This window comes from Streptomyces actinomycinicus (assembly GCF_016741775.1).
Taxonomy (GTDB): Bacteria; Actinomycetota; Actinomycetes; order Streptomycetales; family Streptomycetaceae; genus Streptomyces; species Streptomyces actinomycinicus.
On record NZ_JAERRK010000025.1, the window covers coordinates 40,810 to 57,991 of the forward strand.

Here is a 17,182-nt window from a genome sequence, read left to right on the forward strand (position 1 = left end):
AGGCCCCTAGCGCACCGGCTACCGCGCTATCAGTCAGCGCAGAAGCGGCAATCGACGTGCTGCTGGCAGCGGTGCCGCCGACTCCCCAATTGGGGAGTTGCGCCCGCTGCCCTTGTGCCACAAGGGCAGCGGCCGACAATGCCCTGTCCTGTCTCGTGGAAGTCGAGTCCTCAATGCCTCAGCTTGCCTGAGACTCACTGGCCGCTGAGGCGCCCGGCACCCGGTGATCGGCCGCAGGCGGCGGCCTTGCAGCGCCCTCGGGCCGGGGACAGGAAAGGTCAGCTTCCGATGCGGCAAGGACTACTTCACGCGTACGGGCAGAAGCTGGGTGTTCTCGAGGCCGAGCGCCGCGAGGGCCTGGTTGATGCTGGGGCGCAGGGGGTCGCCCTCGATAAGGGGACTTACGACGGTAGCGGCTTGGAGCAGAGCCAGGGTCAGTTGAATGACGTCGGCGTGACCAAGTTCTGCCGCATCCTGCCTGATCTGCAGGGTGCCGTCGTCCATCTGCTCTACGTACGCGCTGGCGGTGGAGATGGTGGTGTGCGACAGCGAGGACAGGTGCGAGTACACCGGGTAGACCTCGGCAACGTCGTACCGGTCAAGCATGTCGTAGAAGTTCTTCAGCTCATGCTTGAGCTTGTCGTGGAGTGCCTGCTCTGCGGCAGTACGGGCGGGCGGGGCAGGCTGCTGTGCGGCGGCCTGTTCCAGCGCCGCCCGGAACTCGGCGGCCTGGGGCCAGCCGGTCTCCTCCAGCTTCTTGCACAGCTTCTCGCGTTCCTCGTCCCCGCGGGCTACGAGGGCATCCACGGCGGCATCGCCATTGTCCGCGAGCCAGTGGATGGCGTACGCGTGGTTCAGGATGTTCCGGACCAGAGGGGCAACCTCGACTGTGAAGCCCTGCTCGGTGAGCAGCAGGACTGCCTCGGCGGTGCGACAGATGAGGCGCCACCAGCTGTAGACCGGGCCGAACACTCGCACCTTGGACAGGGGGACGCTGACGCCGTCCACGATGGCGTCCTCGGCGGCCTTGAGCAGATCAGCGGCTGTCGCGCGAGCCAGGTCGGCGGTCTTCTGGTCGTTCCTCAGCTTCGACATGGCAGGACTGTAGGGGAGTGGTCGGACCGTGACGACCGGTTTCACGGAGGCCTCGGGACGTGCTGCAACGCGAGCAAGAGTCAGACCAAGTACGGGCGGCCCGCGCATTCTGCTGGGCCGCCCGTACCCCAGATCCGTATGGCAGGCCGCGTGATCACGAGCGGGACGTGATACTGGCGTCCGCTCACGATCCGGTGACGTATGCGGCCGCGGCCGCATACGCGAGCTGGGCCTCCGCAGTGGACGCGGTTGGCCGTGCCGCTGTCGGCCGGCTTTTCCTCAGCTCCCGGACAACGGCCTCGACGTACGTTCCGAGGCTGACCAGTTGGGTGGGTGTCCGGCAGTCGGGAAGCACCGCGGCGATCTGGTCCAGCCAGAAGGTGACCTCCGCGTCGTCGTCCAGGCCGGCCCGGTGCTCGAGTAGGCGCTGCGCCACGGGCGCGAGCAGTGTGTGGCGTCGGGCCGCCTCTTCCTCGGCGCGCCGCTCGGCGGCGGCGCGGGCAGCTGCCTGCCGCTCGGCCTCGCGGACGGCTTCCGGGGTGCGGCGTACGGGCCGTTTGTCATGGGAGGCTTCGGTGAGGACGGCGGCTTGCAGGCGCTTCGCCTTGTTGTACGCCGCGCTGGGCATGTTCACGGCAAGCGGCGGCACCAGGTCGGCCCATGCAGCGCCCGCAGCCCGGGCGTGCTCGATCGCCTTCGCTTGGTGGATGTCCGTCTGCTCGCGAAGGTACTCCCAGAGCTTCACACGCGCGATCGCGGCCGTGCGCCGCGCTTCTTCTCTCTTCAGTGCACCCGCGTTGGCCTCGAGGTACAGCAGTGCCCCGAACAACTCATCGTCAGCGGGCATCTTGCCGATGTTCTCGTCCTCGGCGTCCTCGTGCAGCTGGCGCAGCTCACAAACGACAGCTGCGGTATCGAGGCTGCCGATCCTGGCAGGCGGGTTGAGTAGCGGCTTTGTGGGAGCAGCCGACTTCCGGGAGGGACGTGCCATGACGATGAGCCTGCCCGCCGGGGGCGATTCACATTCTGTGAATCGCCCCCGGCGGGCAGGCGGTAAGGAGCAGTTGCTCGACTCCCCAATTGGGGAGTCGAGTGTAAAAGCCCGATTTCACGGGCCGGGGGGGCTCAACGGCTGGCACAAGGCGACCTCTCTGCGCGCAGTGCAGAGGGGCTGGTCACTGCCTCCCCCCTCTCCACGGTGGCCGAGTCAGGTGGCCTGATCGCTCTTCAGCAGCGTGACTGGCTCAGCGATCCGGTCCGAACCTATGGGTGTGGTGCGTCGGGCGACTCAGCTGGGGTCGTAGACGAGCACGTTCGCGGGTGGGTGGGCAGCAGTGCTGCAAGTTATGCGCCAATTGACCCGGGGCCAGCCAGGCCGAAGAAGGGGACGACGGCGAGAAGACCTGCATGGCCGCCGTCTACCCAGGTAGAGGCCGATTTCCTCTTCAGCGCAGTGCCTCAGACTCCTCAATCACGTTGCCTCGTCGGGGGACCCTTCTTCCGCGCTAGCTGCATTGATCGGTTCAACCAGTACCGTGAGCAACTGGTGCTGGTCGCTTGGGTGAGATTCCGCAGTGAGCCGCAGAGCCTTCGGGCCTACTTCTCGGGGTGGCGGCTTCACCACATGAGCTCGAAGTTCCATCACGGTCGATGACCCACTTGCTGGCGCATGGCCAAGAGACTCGGCAAGCAGCTCGCCGACGGTCGCTGCCTCAGTCGCGACGGAGGCTTCGAAAGAGTACAAGCCGGCGAGTTCGCAGGCTCGGAACCGGGGGAGAACCCGGTACTTGCGTTCGTGGCGCGGCTCCATTGATGACCGTTGATCGTGCTCATCCTCGATAGGGCCGACAATCACCTCCAAAATGTCCTCCATGGTGACGATTCCCACCATCGTTCCGTGGTCGTCGATGACGACTGCGGCGTGGTTGTGGGTCCGCTGCATCTCACGCAGGACATCGCCGGCGTTCTGCGCGGCATGCACGAAGTCGACTCCGCGTAGAACGACGCTCACCAGTTCGGACTCACCATCGTGCCGCTTGTGACTGACGAAGATGTGCCTAACCAGGTCTTTCAGGTACACCATGCCGATGATGCTCTCCCCGTCTTGACTGATGACAGGGATCCGCGACCGCCCGCTACGCAGAGCGGCGATACAGGCTTGCCGCACGGTCTTCCAGTCCTCGATGGCAACGAGATCGACACGGGGCGTCATGATGTCCCGGACAAGGGTGTCGCCAAGCTTGACCTGGTGAGGCTCCGCCTCAGGGAGGGGCGTGAGAGAGATGCGTTCGGTTTGGTCATTCGCCGCAGCTCGGTGCAGCCGCGCGAAATCGTTGGCTTCCTCGTCAGGTGACTTGCGACGAAGTGCTCCTTGAGCCAGGAAGCGCACCAAGGTCTCGAGTTGATACTCGGTTGGCCAACGTCGACCGCTCAGCAGGGCGGCAACGAGATTGCGGTCCATGGTCGCGCGGAAGCCAACCGCCTCCGCTTCCTTGATCCCCTCGCTGATCTCCCGGACGCTCGGTGGCCCTGCTGCTCGGTACAGGAGGTGCAGCTCCTCCAGCAGGTTCCGGCGCGGGCCGGCTGCGAACTCCTCGGGTGAGGGCAGCTCGACTCCTCGAGCCCCCCGGCGTTGTGCGCTCACCGCGCCCTCCGTTTCTGCTCACGGCAAGTGTCAGCAAGTGTCACAGATCCGGGGTGCGAAGGGGGCATGTTTGTCCAGGTCACAGCCCTGCTCAGCAGCAAGGCGTCATGCGAAGGCTGGGCTCTCTCAATCGGGCTGCCAAATAGGCAGAGGGACGCCGATTCGCGCCCCTCTGCCGCACCCAGGCCTGTCATGAGACGTTGACGGCGCGCATGACAGGCCCTGGCTTCCGAAAGGGAAACCGATGCCTGACAACCGTAAGTCCCGGCAGCACCAGCACAAGACCAAGCAACGTCGCCTCTGGCTGCGCTCCCTCGTGCGTACGACGGGCCACAGCTTCCTCCGGGGGGCAGCTGGCGCCATGGGCGCGAGTGTGGCGGGATGGATCATCTGGTGGATCCAGCAGCACTGACTCATCTTCAGCCCGCAGGCTCTTGCCCTTCCGAGCGGCTATTCCCGAGCCAGTCTCGTCCTCGGCTTAGACCGCGAGACGTTGGCGAGGCGGAAGCCGGCCGAGCGGTAGCCTGCGCGACCGCGCCTGCCGCGGCGGCGGCGAGAAGTCTCTACTTCAGGACCAGCGCATGCCGAGCACGGTGACGCCATCGTTCAGGCTATTCGGGCTGACCGGCTTGCCGTGCGCGACGTTGTGGGTCCAGGTACCGAGCCTGACGTCGGTTCCGTCGACAGCTTCCCAGTTGCAGCGTGGAACGTCGAGGTGTCCCTCGCAGGCTGAGACTGGCGGGTAGCCAAGGGGGTCAGATCATGGCTACCGGCATGATCTGACCGAGATCCGCTTTGAGAATCCGCACCGCTCCGAGCGGTGTCGGGAAGAATGGTCTGGCGTAGAGCGAAGCGACCCGACTCCCGAGTCGGGTCGCTTCGCTCTAGGGGGCCTTAGCTGCCGACGGCTCGCAGGTGCCGTCCGGCCGGGCCGCGATCTTCGAATATCTGCGGTGCGAGGCGGTAGAGCTTCACGCTGCCGACGCTGCCGGTCTCTTCCATCCAGCCGACCGCGACGAGTTCCTTGCGGGTGCGCGAGAACACCGGGGGTGTCATGCCCGCTGTGGCGGCCAGCTCACTGGCCTTGATCATCACGGTGCCGTCCGGCCGCTGCTCCGACGACGCGTACAGCATCACGACGATCCGCTGATTGGGATTGAGGACGCGCCCGGTCTTCTTGAGCAGGTACTGGACGTCTTCCGCGTCGTTGATCCTCATCACGCTTCGTCCTTCTTCCGTCGCCGGTCACGGGGCTCGCGCACCTTGGTCTCTGGCGGATTCCAGTCCTTCACCGCTTCGCGGTGCGCAAAGCCGGTGCCGATGAACGCAAGATACGGCGAGCACCTGTAGAAGGTGGTCCGCCCGAGTCCGCCGGCTTCGACCAGCAGTCGGGCCTTCCTGAGCACTTTCACCACTCTCGACAGAGCATCCGGGCTCATGCCGAGTTCTGCCGCGATATCGGCACCCGTCCGCATGATGGCTTCCTCGCTTGTCTCGGTGGCGAACCAGTACCAAGCGAGAACCCTGAACTCCTTGTCGGTGAGACCGGAGGCAGCAGAGGCGAGTTCACGGCCCTTGCGGATGCCCACGTTGATGTGGGCGCCGCCATCGAAGGCGTAGTTGGCGCGGCGTACCTCTTCGACCTCGCCTGTGTCCTGGTCGACCAGCGCGAGAATCTTCCGCGCTTGCTCTGCCATCGAGGGCCGTCCCTCCAAGTCGATGTGCTGTCGGCCAAGCGATCCGACTCGTGAAGCGGACTACTTAGCAGGAAGAGCATTACCAGATTGCTAAGCGATCCGGCTACAGAGTCGGATCGGTGTGCCGTGAGCACACTGAGCACATGGCTATGCGATCCGATCCCTCAGTCGGATCAACCCGTTTCCAGAGTCGGGTCAACCCGCTTCCCAGGTCGGATCAACCCGATCCGCAAATCGGCAATGATGATCCGCGGATCGGGTATGCCGTTCCCCGGATCGGATTGGATCTCGCGTTTGCGCAGGTCAGAGAGGCGCGGGGGCTGCGTCTTCTCCATACAGTTCTGGGAGGGCAAGTGCCGCGCTCCACGGGAAGCCCTGCGGGCCGTCGCTACCGCGCCGGTCCTCGGGCGTGTCGGGCACACAAGTTGCTCAGGTGCACGACGGCTCCGGCCCGGGCCGTAGCACCAACATGAGCGTGGCTGAGCTGGGGCGGTGGCTGAGGTGCATACGCGTGCCTGATCGGTTCACTGCCCCGCCATCGTGGCGTGCTGGCGTGGGCTAAGGCCACGAAAGGGGGATGAAGGACGGCTGCTCGGTCACGTAACCGGGCGGACGGTGTCCGCGTCAGGCCCAGCGCATGCCGAGCGCGGTGAGCTCGACTTTCAGGTCGTCTGGCTGGCTGGCCTGTCGTGCGCGCACGTTGTTGATCCAGGAGCCCAGTCCCACGTCGGTTCCGTCGACGGGTTCGCGGTGGGAGCGGGGGACGTCGAGGTGGCCTTCGCGGGCGTGGAACTGGCGGGCGGCCGCGAGGTTCAGCGCACGCTGCTCGGCGCGGGTGAGCTTGCGCGGGGTAGGGGCGGGCGTGAGGTGGAGCATGTCGGTGAGCATCCACTGCTGGGTGACGGTCAGCTTGGTGAAGGCGCGAGCCTGAGCGGCGAGCCACTTGCCGATGTCCGCGCCGTCGATGATGACTTCGCCAGCTTTCGCCGGGAGGGTGCCGCCGGTCTGCAGGTGGTGCCAGGCGCGGCGGAAGTGTCGCTGCCAGTCGATGGGCCAGGGCGGGCACCAGCCCGGGTCGATGTCCTCGAGGGCCTGGCGCCGCGGGTCGGTCAGGGGCACGGTCCCGCTGTCGGGTGCGGTGGTGCCCTCCGCCTGGTGATGGGCGAGGACTTCGGCGCGGCGGGCGGCGGCGCGCTGGTTGCTCAGGAACTTGCCGACGGGATAGGTGCACTGCATCGCGTCGGTGGGCGCGGCGAGTCCGACGTGGTGGTCGGCGGCCCAGGCAGCGGCCGCGGCGAGTCCTTCTTCGAAGGCGGCATCGAACTCGGACCAGATCATGCCGAGCTTCTCGGCCTGCTCGATGCGCTCGGGGGCGAGGGTGCCCTCGTGGTAGTAGCGGCGCAGGTCGGCGACCCAGACGCCGAGCGGGAAATCGGCGGGGGACCAGTCGGTAGGGGTGCGGTAGCCGTACGGGACGCGCAGGTCGTCGTACTCGGCGAGGTAGCGGGTGGCGGCCTGGATCCCGCGGCGCCAGTGCACCTTCTCCGGGTTGAGGACGCGCATGCCGATGAACGCGGCGATCTGGCGGGGGTCATGGGCGGTGGAGAAGGAGAGCAGCCCGCGGGTGGTGTCGTCGGCGTTGTCGTCCCCGTCCGTGTCCTGGGTGTCGGCGGCCGGCGTGTTGTCGTCGACCGGCTCTTCAGTGGGGGAGGGGCGGGACGGTGTGCTGGGGGAGGCGAGGGCTTCGATGATGCGGGAGTCGTGGGCGCGCAGCGCGGTCAGCAGCTTCGCGAGCGGCGCGTAGGCGGGGGAGCTGAGCAGTTCGTCGGGGGATTCGCCGGCGCCGAGGATGACGGGGACGGCGATGGTGGCGAGCTTGCCCTCACCGGGGTGCATGCGCAGCGCCCGGCCGACGGCTTGGACGAGGTCGGGCATGGAGCCGCGGACGTCGGCGAAGAACACGGCGTCGCACTCGCGGGTGTCGACCCCTTCACCCAGGACCTTGACGGAGGACAGGAACGCCGGGCCTTCCCGGTCGGCGGCGAACTCGCGCAGGGTGCGTGCGCGGTGGTCGGCCTTGTGGTCGCCGGACAGCCAGGTCGTCCAGAGGGTGTCGGGGTGCGGGTAGCGCTCGGGATCTTCCTTGACCAGGGCGGTGGCCGTGCGGAGCAGTCCGTCGGAGAAGGCTTCGGCTTCGTCGAGGCGTGAGTGGAAGGTCAGCACGCGCTGGAACTCGTGCTCGACGGCGGACTTCAGGGCCGCGGTCTGCAGGGCGGCCAGACGGGCGGCGCGTACGGCCTCGGTGACGTCGCCGTCGGCGGCGAGCTGGAGCGTCTGCAGCTGCGGGTCCTGGATCTCGATGCACAGCACCTGGTAGGGGGCGACGATGCCGCGGTCGATCGCGTCGGAGAGGGTGAGCTTGTAGGAGACGGCGCCGAAGGTGCCGTTCGGGTCGTCGTCCATGGAGGCGACGAGTTCGCCGGCCGCGCCGCTCTCGCCGGTGTCTGTCTCGCCGTTGTCGTCGCCGGCCGCCCACAGGCGCGGGGTGGCGGTCATGTAAAGCCGGGCGCTGGCGGGGATATGGGAGTTGTCGTGGACGAGCGCCCAGGGCTTGCCCATCCGGCCGCTGGTGCGGTGCGCCTCGTCGATGACGATCAGGTCCCAGGGCTGCAGGCCCATCTGGTGCGCAGCCTCGATCGTGCCGAGTGAGGCGTAGGTGCCGTAGACGGTGACCGGCCCGTCGCCGGCGTCCTTGAGTAGTTGGGTGAGGGCGGCGGGGTTAGTGGTGTTGGGAAAGCCGACGTCGCTCTGCCGCAGTGAGGACACCCCGATGGCTGGGCCGGGGCGTCCGGCGAGGCGCCAGGCGGCGGCGGTCTGGGTCAGCAGCGGCCGTGACGGCATCAGGACCAGGACCCGGGCGGCCTTCAGTTCCTGGGCGACGTGCACGGCGACGTACGTCTTGCCGCTACCGGTCGCCTGAATGACCTGGGTGCGCAGGCCGTCCGGCGGGAGGACGGAGCCCGTCGGGATCTCGAGGGCCGGGACCGCAGACGTGACGGCCTCTGTCTGGTGTTCGCGCAGGGCCACGAGCGGCTGTGTCTGCATCCCAACGTGCCTTTCTGCAATGTCGCTTGTGATGATCTCACCCGCGAGGGAGCGGTGCCCGTCACTCCCAGGAGGGTTGTTGGTGGCGGCCGCGGCACCAGTCCGGGCTGAGAGGGGGCCGCACCTTGGGGCGACACTCCCTCCTCAGTAGGTGCGGCGGGCGGGTGCGTTCGGGCCGCAGCGGTCGCAGGGCAACGTCACCCTGCTGGGGCCGTGGGTGTGCAGGGCGAGCAGGTCCGCGGTGGTGGCAACGGGAGTCCAGCGGCGGCCGCGGCACTTGTCGGCGGTGCAGGGGGTGGCGGCCTCGAAGACCTGGTCGGCGCGGCGAAGTCGCATCTGGATCTCGCGGCCGCGCACGGTGAGCTGGCCATGGTGGGTGTCGCGGTCCTGCCAGGACCAGCCGATGTGGAAGGCGACCTGGTCGCCGAAGGCGGCCCGGGCCAGCTGGTTCGCGGTGAACTCGGCCGACGGCTCGAGGTTCCCGGCCAGCAGGTCGGCGATCAGGTCTTCCTCCGGCAGGAAACGAAGCGTGCCGGCGTCGATGCGGCCGCAGTGGAGGCAGCGGGCCGGCTCCCGGCGGGTGCCCAGGCACCCGGTGGTGAGGCGCTCCCCGCAGCACGGGCAGTAGTGCGCTCGCCGGTCGCCGTCTGTGCCGAGCTGGTTCATGCAGTTCTTGCACGCGCCCGGCTGCTGGTCGCGGCGGAAGGGCGTCTGAGGTCGGGGCGGCGCGGCGTGCTGATGGGTCGGGCAGGTGGTCACGCGGACGCTCCTGGGTTCGCATTGGGCGGGTTTCAGTGCATGTGGTGCGGCGAGGGCGATGTCACAGGCGCAGCCGCTGTCATGGACGAGAGGACCGGGAAGAAGCGGGGTGCTGTGACGGCGGCCGCGGGAGGGGAACGTCGGCCGGGTCCGGGGCGGTCTGGGTGGTCGGCATAGGGTCGGTGTCCTTTCCGGGCGTCTGGTGCAGGTGCCGGCGCGGATGGCGAGGCGGACGACGCCCTCGTCCCACCGGTGGGGAGCGGTGCGAACAGCACCTCCACCCCCATAGTGCAGAACTTATTTATGCATGTCTAGAGACTGCATATTGTGAGTATTCAATTTCGGCTGAGGTGGGCCCAACTTTGCGGAAGGCCGGGGCCGTTCGTCGCCTTGTAGCTGCACAGGTCGAGCGTGAAGTGGCTGCTCCCCCGGGTGCCGCCGCCCTTCCGTCGTGCGTCGCGCGCACCGCGCCGATACGGCCGAAAACCGTCCTGACCGTTGCCGGGCGGGGAGTTGATCGGAGGCTCGGTTGTGAACTCTTTCGGGGGTGACGGGGGACGCCATCCGGGGCGGGGGAGTGTGGTGACCTTCCCGTCCGCTCGACCCCAGGGCGGCGGTCCGTTCGAGGGGTCGGCTGTCGTCGTAGGCGTCCGCGGTCTTCGTTGTGGCGTTGCCGTCGTCGACGGGTCGGGTGTGGTGCCACCCGCCCGGCGAGATATGCAGATCTTGACTATGCATAGTCAAGATCTGCATAATCGAGGTGCGGTTGTTGCTGGTGAGTCTCCGGAGGAAGGCATCCCCGGTCACGCTGCCGCCCTGAGCTGAGAAGGGTGAATCCCCTCACTCGGGACGTCTTCAGTCTTCAGTGCACGCACATCGGAGGAGTACGTGAGCTCGGCGCACCGTCCCGGTCCGGCGGCATCCCCGGCAAAGCTTCCAGACGGGGCACCTGCCGCGTCTCGTGCAGTAGCTCCGGTCGGCGACTGGTCCGAGGAGATCCTCACCAACACTGTCCTGCCTAGCGTTCTGGAAGGCGCAGTTCCCCAGACCCGCCCAGTGGTGGTGTACGTCCTGGGGCAGCCGGGCAGCGGCAAGACCACGGTCATCGACCTCGTGCACGCCGCACTGACGGCGCGGGGCGGTGCGGTGCGGGTGGACCGCGACACCTACAAGAACGTCCACCCCCGCTACAGCCAGCACCTTGCCGAGGACGTGCGCACTGCCGGGGTGCGGGTCCGGCCGGAGACGTACCGGTGGCAAGCCGTTGTGGAGGCCCGGGTACGCGAGGGCCGCTACGACGCGGTGGTGGAGGTACCGGTGTCCCGCCCGGAGGAGTTCCTCGCCGGTGTGGCCGCGGACCGGCAAGCGGGCTGCTGGGTGGAGGTCGTGGCCTTGGCCGTGTCGTGGGCGATCAGCCAGTCCAGCACCCTGGAGCGGGACCTTCGCCTTGTCCAGGAAGGCCGGGCCCCCCGGTACGTCTCCTGGGACAACCACGACACGTGCGCCGACGCTCTGGTGCCGACCCTCGCCGCGGTGGAGACCGGGCACCTGGCGCACCGGGTGTTCGTCATCCGACGCGGCGCAGAGACGGCGCTGGACGTCATCTACGCCAACGAACTCGGCTCCGACGGGCGCTTGCTCCGCCCGGCAGGCGCGGCAGACGCAGTGCTCGCCGAGTGGCGACGGCCGTGGAGTGCCGCGGAGACGGGACGGGTTCGCCGTCAGCTCGCCGAAGCCGAGCGGCGCCTGGCCGACCCCGCGCTGCCGGAGGACTGGGCGCTTGCGCTGAGCCGCACCTCTGAGCGCGCCGCCGCGCTGGCCGAGCCCGTCCGGCGCATCGCGCAGCCCCGCAGGGAGGCGCCCGGGGTGGACTACCACCAGCTCTCCGTCGAGGAACACAAGTGGATCTACGACGAGCTGATCGTGCCGTCCCGAGGGCCCATCACCCCGCAGGAACAGCCGGTCGTCATCTACGTGCTGGCCCAGCCAGGCGCGGGCAAGTCGCGAGCCGCCCGGATGATCCTGAACAGCCTCCGCGATCCGTCCCACATCACCGGCGAGATCTTCAAGACGGCTCATCCGGACTACCTGCGGCTGCTGCGCGAGGAGCCGCGCACGGCCTCGGCACGAATCCGTCGCGACTACCGAACATGGCAGGCCTGGTACGAGGCATACGTACGCCGGAGCCGCGGGAACATGGTCGTCGAGATCACCCCTGAGAACCCTGCCCAGTTCGTGGCCCGCGCGGCTGCGGACCGGCAGGCGGGCTATCGGACGGGGCTGGTGGTCTTGGCGGTCCGCGAGGCCGACTCCCGCCAGGGCACGGCCATCCGTTACGCCCAGGTAAGTCAGCTGGACGGAACCCCGCGGTTCACCACGGCCGCCGGACACAACGCAAGCTTCGCCGTCTTGCCCGCGACGGTGGCACTGGCCGAGCAGATGGCCGCGGTCGACGAGGTGACCGTGATGCGGCGCGACACCCACCTCCTGTACCGCAACCACCTGACTGACGACGGGCGTTGGGACCGAAGCCCTGCTGGCGACCTTGCCGTGATCGGGGAGCACTACCGCCCCTACACCGCAGAGGAGGCCGCGCGGTTCTGGGCGAACCAGCGCTGGCTGCACGCGGCGATGCCGCAGTACCGCGACGACCTCGTGGCGATCGCGGGGCTGGCCTGCGCGCTGATGCCCGCCCAGCGTCCGCACCAGCTCGGCGCCCCCGCCCCCGTATCCGCGCTGCCCGTGCCCGCCTGATCTGCCGTACGGCCCGACGTCTGTACCGGTTCGGGGCGTACGGCACGGCGTCCGTTGCGGCTACGCCTCGGGACGCGGCTCGGTGGCCTCCAGCTCCTTCAGACGTGCGGCGTAATCGGTGGCGATACGCGTGGTCTCCTCGGGCCCGGCGTCCTGGAGCCGGTGCTGGTCCTCCACGCACTTCTGGCGTTGCGCCTTCAGCTCTTCAAGGCGCTGCTGGTCGCCAGCGCGTCGCGCGAGCAGCAGCGCCCGGCTGTACCAGGCGATGACAGTACCCACGATCTCGCGCGCCGCCTCGTACCCGACGGCGGTGTCGCCGTCCGGGGCCGGCGCCGACCCCGACGGGCGCTGCGGGTCGGGGGACGACGGCGATGCGGAGTCATGCATGGGACAACCACCTCAAGATTGCGAATCATCAGCGAAAAGATCATTTTCCCTGATGGGCTGAACTGCCGCTGTGACCGGCCACGGTACGCGGCATAGATTTGGGGAGTAGGTGATCACTTCCGGGGGGACTCGTCCATGGCCGACCTGCGTGCGCTGTTCAGCAGCAATGACCCCAACTCCGTGGGCAGCGACGAGGCGTTCACGAACCGCCAGTTCCAATGGAACCTCGTCGCCGTCGCCATCGAGGAGCACCTGCGGCACATCGCTGGCCCCAGCTTCGACGTCGAGGACCTGGAAGCCCCGCGCAACAACGTGATCGTGTTCCACGGGGTGGGCGGCGTGGGCAAGTCCACGCTGCTACGCAAGGTGGAGACGTCGCTCACCACGGCCGAACAGCGGCCCATACAGTGGGGCGCGCCAGCCTGGGCGGGCGAGGAGATCCTGCCGATCCGCATCGACCTTTCCCGCTCTGCATCGAACGGGTCGGATTTCGAACGCGTGCTCCTCACGGTCCGGCTCGCCCTCGCGGCCCAAGTCGGCCGCTCGTTGCCCAGCTTCGACCTGGCGCTGCGCCGGTACTGGGATGCGCAGCATCCCGGCGAACCGCTGGAGGAGTACGTCCGGCGCACCGGCCTCGTGGGCAGGTTCGGGGCGATGCTGCCGCAGCAGGTGCAGGGCGCGGTCAGTGAGGCGGTTAGTGCGCTGCAACTTCCCGGCCTGGTCGGCTCGGCGGCCGGGCAGGTCGCATCGGCGCTCGTCACGGCTCTGCGCGAGCGGCGCGAGCGGGCGCGGGCCCTGGCCGGCTGCGCGCGGACCGCCGATCTGCTCGAGGCCGAACCCAGCTTGGAGGCGCTCTCCTACTATCCGCACCTGCTCGCCTGGGAGATCAGCCGCCTGCCCGCGAAGCACTCGGTGGTGCCGGTCATCCTGCTGGACACGTTCGAGGACACCAGCGACCGTCACCGCGACACGGAGCGGCTGCTGCAGCGTCTGGTGTGGCTGATGCCGAACTGCCTCTTCATCATCAGCGGCCGCAACCGCCTGCCCTGGGCTGATCCCGCCTTGCAGGGCCAGCTCGACTACACCGGCCCGGCCGCCTGGCCCGGCCTGGCCACCCCCGCTGGGCAGCCGGCGCAAATCGCCGGGCAGGGCAGTCGCCAGCACCTGATCGGGGACTTCTCCGAGCAGGACTGCGACGCCTACCTCGCCCGACGCCTCACCACCCAGGACGGCCAGCCGCTGATCAGCCCCGAAAACCGGGCGGTCATCACCGCGCGCTCGCACGGCCTGCCGCTGCACCTGGACCTGGCCGTTGCACGTTTCCTGGAGATCCGACGCACCGGGCGTACTCCCTCGGTGGAGGACTTCGACCACACCTTCCCCGCGCTCATCGCCCGCACGCTCTCCGACCTGACCACCGACGAACGCCACGTCCTGCGCAGCGCCAGCCTTCTGGACGCGTGGGACCTTGACCTGGCCACCCGGGCCGCGGGCCTCACCCACCAGTCGGCGGCCCGCCGGCTCGTCGAGCGGCCGATGGTCAGCGAGGACCCGTACGCGATCTGGCCGTACCACCTGCATGGCGCCATCCGCACCGCGCTGCGCACCGCCGACGACCACGCTGAGGACCGCTGGACCCCCGCCGACTGGCACCAGGCCGCTGAACGCGCGTTCGATGCCCTCGGCCGGCAGTGGCGGGACGCCGACGCCCTCACTTCCAGCCGGGCCCTGCTCGTCGCGTGCCTGCGCCAGGGCCTGCGTCTGGCAAGCGCCCATCACCTCGCTGACCTCACCTGGCTCACCGATGCCGCCTTCGCCTACACCGACGACTCCGTCTGGGAGCCCCTCGCCCCGCCCGCTCGCACCTCCAGGCCTGTGCCCGGTGCCGGCCGGCAGCCGGAGGGGGACACACCCGCCGACGCCCTGGCCGAACTGCTCGACGCCATCGCGCGGCGCCAGCACGAGCATCGCGAACGCACGGCCGAACGGCTCACCGCCGTGCTGGCAACCGGCACGTTGTCCGGCGAACTCACCGAACTGGCCCTGTACTACCGGGCCAAGGCTCACAAGGATCTCGGCCGCACGGCCGCCTCCCTTGACGGCATGCGCCAGGTCGCCGACGCCGGCGGCCGGCTCGCCCCGCGCGCTCGCCGTGGCATGGCCAACCTCGCCCGTATCCGCGGTGATTTCCCAAGCGCCCTCGCCGCCGTTCCGACCCTGGGCTGGAAGGGCCGCCACCACCGAGTCCTGGGCGACATCCGCTGGCCACAGGGTGACTTCCCAGGCGCCATCGTCGCCTTCGAGAACGCGCGTGCCGAGGCCGAACAGCACGATGCCCCCGGAGAGCGAGCCATCGCCCAAACCCGCCTAGCGCTGGCCTGCGCCTTTTCCGACCCAGTCCGTGCCGACGACGAACTCGCCCTGGCCTATCAGCTCCTCGAACCGCTCGACCAGCGCGCGACCACCCTGCTCGCCCAGGTCGCCAGCCTCGTATGCGACGCCGGCACCGACCGCGATGTCACCGACCGCGCCGCCGTCCTGCGCGCCCAGATCGACGTCACCGGCCTGGCTTGGCTCGTCCCGCTGCTGGCGACCGCCCAGGCCTTCCACCACGCCGTACGCGGCGCACAGGACGACCTTGCTGCCACCATCGACCGCCTCCGCGAGGCGACCGCGACCGGTGACTTCGCCTACTACGTGGACATCGCCCACTTCATGGCCGGTCAACCGCTCCTGCAGCCCTCCACCACTGCCTGGCTCGACACCGAGGACGCCGTACGCAACCGGTGGCGCACCCTCGTCGACGAGCGTCAGCGCCACCTGAATGCCCGCCCGTCGTGAACCGTGGCAGCCTGTTCGGCAAACGTCCGACCAGCACATGTAGGGCTGTGGCCCGCGAACACACCGGGTGTTCGCGGGCCACAGTGAAAGCAGGCAGGCTCAGAGGGTGTCCGGGTCGACGCCCTGCGCACGCGCGAGAGCGAACAGAACTCGCGCGATCGTGTCCAGGCGCTGGGCGATCGACCGGTCTCCGGGCCTACCGACAGCGTTGGCGTGGGAATCGACGCTTCCCAATGGCGCCCGCTGCTGCTCACGGATCGTCGCCGTTTGCTTGGTATATCCCGCAAGCGTTCGTCCGGCACGGAACGCTTCCGCATCCTGGCGCGCGGCGGCGGCCACCACCAGCATGATCAGCTTGCGTCCGGACTCTTGCCCACCAGCGCAGTCAGCAGCTCAACGATCTGCGCCTGGTTGCGGTCCATCTTCTCTTCAAGGGCATCAAAACGGGCGTTGACCTTGGTGAACCCATCCCGAACCTCACGACGCAACGCTGCCTGGCCCTCGATGACCGCCGCGAAATTCCCGCCCGTCTGCACCTGCAGTGCCTCGGCACGGTCCTCCACCGCCTCCAGGCGGCGGGTCAGCGCCTCGATCTCCCTCTGCGTGATGTCGTCCTCGGCCACGCGGGACTCCCCCAGATCATGTGCGGTGCTCATCAGACCCCCCACGATATCGCGGGGCTACACACCGCAGACCTGCGCCGGGAAGACACTGTCCCGGACACACGCCCGAGCCTACGGCCGACGTAGGCGGTGCCTCGGCGTGGTGCGGTTACAAGCGCCTTTCGCCTGCGCATCCGGTCATGTGATCCGTGTCACGGATCACCGCTCTACTGAGGCCGCGCAAGGACGCGCAGTGCGGCGCGTTCAGGTAGCTGCCGGTGATCCCGTCGCTGCTCAGAGTGTACTTCGGTGGTGCGGGGCCACACCGCGCGCCCCTGAGTGCGAGAGCTTGCCGTCAGTAACCAGAGGTTGACTGCCCGCGAGATTCCTTGAGGGCTCGTTGCACGAACGGTGGCCCTGATCGATTGGCTGATCTCCGAGAGCGACAGGGCTCTCCGGTGCCCGCTGAGGGGGGCAAGGCACCGCCTGCCGATGACAAGGACTCCATTAGCCGTGAAAGACGTAGCTGACCTGGCGCTGGCCCTCTCGGTGGTCACCGCGCTGCGTGTGTTCGGCCCCGGCGGCCGGACGCTCATCCGGCGCCTGCTGGGCGCGAGCGTACGCATCGGAGCCGAGTCCCTGGCCGAGCAGCGCACCGCCTACCTGGCCACGGACGCTGCGCCCGGCACCGAGGAGAAGGGGAGCCGACGGTGACCAGCCCTCACCAGCCCCAGCGCGTCATCCGCACGATGACCACAGAACTGCCCACCGCCTTCTGGGGATTTCACAACCTCTACTACCGGCCCTATCTCGAATACGCCCACATCCAGCTCGGAGACCAGCGCTCCGCCGGCGAACTCGTCCACACCACCTTCATGGATCTGGCGCTGCGCTGGCCGGACATGATGGAGGACGCCAACCACGAGGCATACGCGTGGGCTCTGCTGCGCGAGCGGATCGCCGACGAACTCCGCCTCCAGGGCCGCGCCCCGGCCACCGTAGAGACCGCGGTGTTCGCGCGCGTCAACCGCGCCGCCCTGGAGTCCGTGCGTGACCAGCTCGCCGACATGGAAAGCGCACTGGGCCTGTACGCGGCCATCTCCCGCCTGCCCGAGCGCCAGTTCGACGTCATGGTGCTGCGCTACGTGCTCGGCTACACCAGCGAGCACACCGCCCACATCCTGGGCGTCACCGAAGCGACCGTGCGCTCACAGGCCCGGCATGCCAAGCGGAAGCTGGCCAAAGACCTTGACCTGACCCTCGACCCGACAGCCGACCGCGACGATGCGGAGTGACCA

General features: G+C 68.5%; 15 protein-coding genes. 5 read left to right on the forward strand and 10 right to left on the reverse strand.

All coding sequences use genetic code 11. The annotated features are described in order from the left end of the window. Nucleotides 1–300 precede the first annotated feature (300 nt). From JK359_RS33170 to JK359_RS40255, 3 genes are all read right to left on the reverse strand, one after another. Nucleotides 301–1,095, reverse strand: coding sequence for a DUF5677 domain-containing protein (locus tag JK359_RS33170; RefSeq protein ID WP_201843314.1), 795 nt, complete (start codon nucleotides 1,093–1,095; stop codon nucleotides 301–303). Between the two features lie 184 nt (nucleotides 1,096–1,279). Next, the gene (locus JK359_RS33175; RefSeq protein WP_201843315.1) at nucleotides 1,280–2,086 is read right to left on the reverse strand and encodes a hypothetical protein; all 807 of its coding nucleotides are present in this window, start codon (nucleotides 2,084–2,086) and stop codon (nucleotides 1,280–1,282) included. 480 nt (nucleotides 2,087–2,566) lie between these two features. Then, the gene (locus JK359_RS40255) at nucleotides 2,567–3,739 is read right to left on the reverse strand and encodes a CBS domain-containing protein (RefSeq protein ID WP_201843316.1); all 1,173 of its coding nucleotides are present in this window, start codon (nucleotides 3,737–3,739) and stop codon (nucleotides 2,567–2,569) included. Nucleotides 3,740–3,983: 244 nt separating this feature from the next. Here JK359_RS40255 and JK359_RS33185 point away from each other — a divergent pair, with 244 nt between their 5' ends. Next, the gene (locus JK359_RS33185; protein ID WP_201843317.1) at nucleotides 3,984–4,151 is read left to right on the forward strand and encodes a hypothetical protein; all 168 of its coding nucleotides are present in this window, start codon (nucleotides 3,984–3,986) and stop codon (nucleotides 4,149–4,151) included. A gap of 482 nt (nucleotides 4,152–4,633) precedes the next feature. Here the strand turns inward: JK359_RS33185 and JK359_RS33190 are convergent, their stop codons facing one another. The 4 genes from JK359_RS33190 to JK359_RS33205 all read right to left on the reverse strand — a co-directional run bounded on the left by JK359_RS33190 (nucleotide 4,634) and on the right by JK359_RS33205 (nucleotide 9,300). Continuing rightward, nucleotides 4,634–4,957 carry a replication initiation protein, RepL2 gene (locus JK359_RS33190; protein ID WP_236678841.1) on the reverse strand — a complete coding sequence of 108 codons (324 nt, stop codon included), beginning with the start codon at nucleotides 4,955–4,957 and terminating at the stop codon, nucleotides 4,634–4,636. Continuing rightward, a complete protein-coding gene (locus JK359_RS33195; RefSeq protein ID WP_201843319.1) occupies nucleotides 4,957–5,436 on the reverse strand; it encodes a MarR family transcriptional regulator in 480 nt (159 codons plus the stop codon). The genes JK359_RS33190 and JK359_RS33195 overlap by 1 nt, the downstream gene beginning before the upstream one ends. Nucleotides 5,437–6,060: 624 nt before the next feature. Further along, nucleotides 6,061–8,541: a DEAD/DEAH box helicase gene (locus tag JK359_RS33200; RefSeq protein ID WP_201843320.1), complete on the reverse strand. Its 2,481-nt coding sequence runs from the start codon at nucleotides 8,539–8,541 to the stop codon at nucleotides 6,061–6,063. Nucleotides 8,542–8,685: 144 nt separating this feature from the next. Next, the gene (locus JK359_RS33205; protein ID WP_201843321.1) at nucleotides 8,686–9,300 is read right to left on the reverse strand and encodes a hypothetical protein; all 615 of its coding nucleotides are present in this window, start codon (nucleotides 9,298–9,300) and stop codon (nucleotides 8,686–8,688) included. Nucleotides 9,301–10,314: 1,014 nt separating this feature from the next. Here JK359_RS33205 and JK359_RS33210 point away from each other — a divergent pair. Continuing rightward, nucleotides 10,315–12,054, forward strand: coding sequence for a zeta toxin family protein (locus JK359_RS33210; protein WP_269139067.1), 1,740 nt, complete (start codon nucleotides 10,315–10,317; stop codon nucleotides 12,052–12,054). A 60-nt stretch (nucleotides 12,055–12,114) separates the two neighbouring features. On the opposite strand, the gene JK359_RS33215 is transcribed toward JK359_RS33210, so the two are convergent. After that, nucleotides 12,115–12,441: a hypothetical protein gene (locus tag JK359_RS33215; RefSeq protein WP_201843323.1), complete on the reverse strand. Its 327-nt coding sequence runs from the start codon at nucleotides 12,439–12,441 to the stop codon at nucleotides 12,115–12,117. 135 nt (nucleotides 12,442–12,576) lie between these two features. Here JK359_RS33215 and JK359_RS33220 point away from each other — a divergent pair, with 135 nt between their 5' ends. Beyond that, a complete protein-coding gene (locus JK359_RS33220; protein ID WP_201843324.1) occupies nucleotides 12,577–15,282 on the forward strand; it encodes an ATP/GTP-binding protein in 2,706 nt (901 codons plus the stop codon). 99 nt (nucleotides 15,283–15,381) lie between these two features. Here the strand turns inward: JK359_RS33220 and JK359_RS33225 are convergent, their stop codons facing one another. Together JK359_RS33225 and JK359_RS33230 are read right to left on the reverse strand one after the other, a co-directional pair. After that, nucleotides 15,382–15,630: a hypothetical protein gene (locus tag JK359_RS33225; RefSeq protein ID WP_201843325.1), complete on the reverse strand. Its 249-nt coding sequence runs from the start codon at nucleotides 15,628–15,630 to the stop codon at nucleotides 15,382–15,384. A gap of 2 nt (nucleotides 15,631–15,632) precedes the next feature. After that, nucleotides 15,633–15,905 (reverse strand): hypothetical protein, encoded by a 273-nt coding sequence (locus JK359_RS33230; RefSeq protein WP_201843326.1) that lies wholly within the window; start codon nucleotides 15,903–15,905, stop codon nucleotides 15,633–15,635. 492 nt (nucleotides 15,906–16,397) lie between these two features. Between JK359_RS33230 and JK359_RS33235 the strand changes: the two genes are divergently transcribed. After that, entirely contained in the window at nucleotides 16,398–16,598 is a 201-nt protein-coding gene (locus JK359_RS33235) for a hypothetical protein (protein ID WP_201843327.1), read from the forward strand. Next, on the forward strand, nucleotides 16,595–17,179 hold the full coding sequence (locus JK359_RS33240; protein ID WP_307788381.1) for an RNA polymerase sigma factor: 585 nt from the start codon (nucleotides 16,595–16,597) through the stop codon (nucleotides 17,177–17,179). Before JK359_RS33235 ends, JK359_RS33240 begins: the two co-directional genes overlap by 4 nt. Nucleotides 17,180–17,182 lie beyond the last annotated feature (3 nt).

Bases quoted from the DNA above. Each gene is read 5' to 3' on its own strand.
- JK359_RS33170 (WP_201843314.1), bottom strand. From the start codon at position 1,095: ATGTCGAAGCTGAGGAACGACCAGAAGACCGCCGACCTGGCTCGCGCG.
- JK359_RS33175 (WP_201843315.1), bottom strand. From the start codon at position 2,086: ATGGCACGTCCCTCCCGGAAGTCGGCTGCTCCCACAAAGCCGCTACTC.
- JK359_RS33185 (WP_201843317.1), top strand. From the start codon at position 3,984: ATGCCTGACAACCGTAAGTCCCGGCAGCACCAGCACAAGACCAAGCAA.
- JK359_RS33190 (WP_236678841.1), bottom strand. From the start codon at position 4,957: ATGAGGATCAACGACGCGGAAGACGTCCAGTACCTGCTCAAGAAGACC.
- JK359_RS33195 (WP_201843319.1), bottom strand. From the start codon at position 5,436: ATGGCAGAGCAAGCGCGGAAGATTCTCGCGCTGGTCGACCAGGACACA.
- JK359_RS33200 (WP_201843320.1), bottom strand. From the start codon at position 8,541: ATGCAGACACAGCCGCTCGTGGCCCTGCGCGAACACCAGACAGAGGCC.
- JK359_RS33215 (WP_201843323.1), bottom strand. From the start codon at position 12,441: ATGCATGACTCCGCATCGCCGTCGTCCCCCGACCCGCAGCGCCCGTCG.
- JK359_RS33220 (WP_201843324.1), top strand. From the start codon at position 12,577: ATGGCCGACCTGCGTGCGCTGTTCAGCAGCAATGACCCCAACTCCGTG.
- JK359_RS33225 (WP_201843325.1), bottom strand. From the start codon at position 15,630: ATGCTGGTGGTGGCCGCCGCCGCGCGCCAGGATGCGGAAGCGTTCCGT.